General features: G+C 36.8%; 1 protein-coding gene. It reads right to left on the reverse strand.

The window, feature by feature from the left end:
• Nucleotides 1-266 (reverse strand): class I tRNA ligase family protein (locus tag AAEY72_RS15175; RefSeq protein ID WP_352311406.1); only part of this gene is annotated, 266 nt, incomplete at both ends.

The following is a 266-nucleotide window of genomic DNA, read 5'->3' on the forward strand; positions in this document are numbered from 1 at the left end:
GGCTTATCCCAATCTGCAAATACGCCTAAACGTTTAAAATCAACTTTTTGACCTTCAACTTGTTTTTTAGCGTATGCACGGCATTTTTCACGAAACTCACTCGCGGTCACTTTTACGCCCGGCTTGCCTACTTTTTTCTCAACCATTAATTCAATTGGTAAACCATGACAATCCCAACCTGGGACTAATGGTGAATCAAAGTCAGATAATGTTTTAGACTTAACAATAATGTCTTTTAATATTTTATTAACTGAGTGGCCTAAATG

The organism is Psychrobacter sp. W2-37-MNA-CIBAN-0211, from assembly GCF_040309405.1.
GTDB lineage: Bacteria > Pseudomonadota > Gammaproteobacteria > Pseudomonadales > Moraxellaceae > Psychrobacter > Psychrobacter glaciei.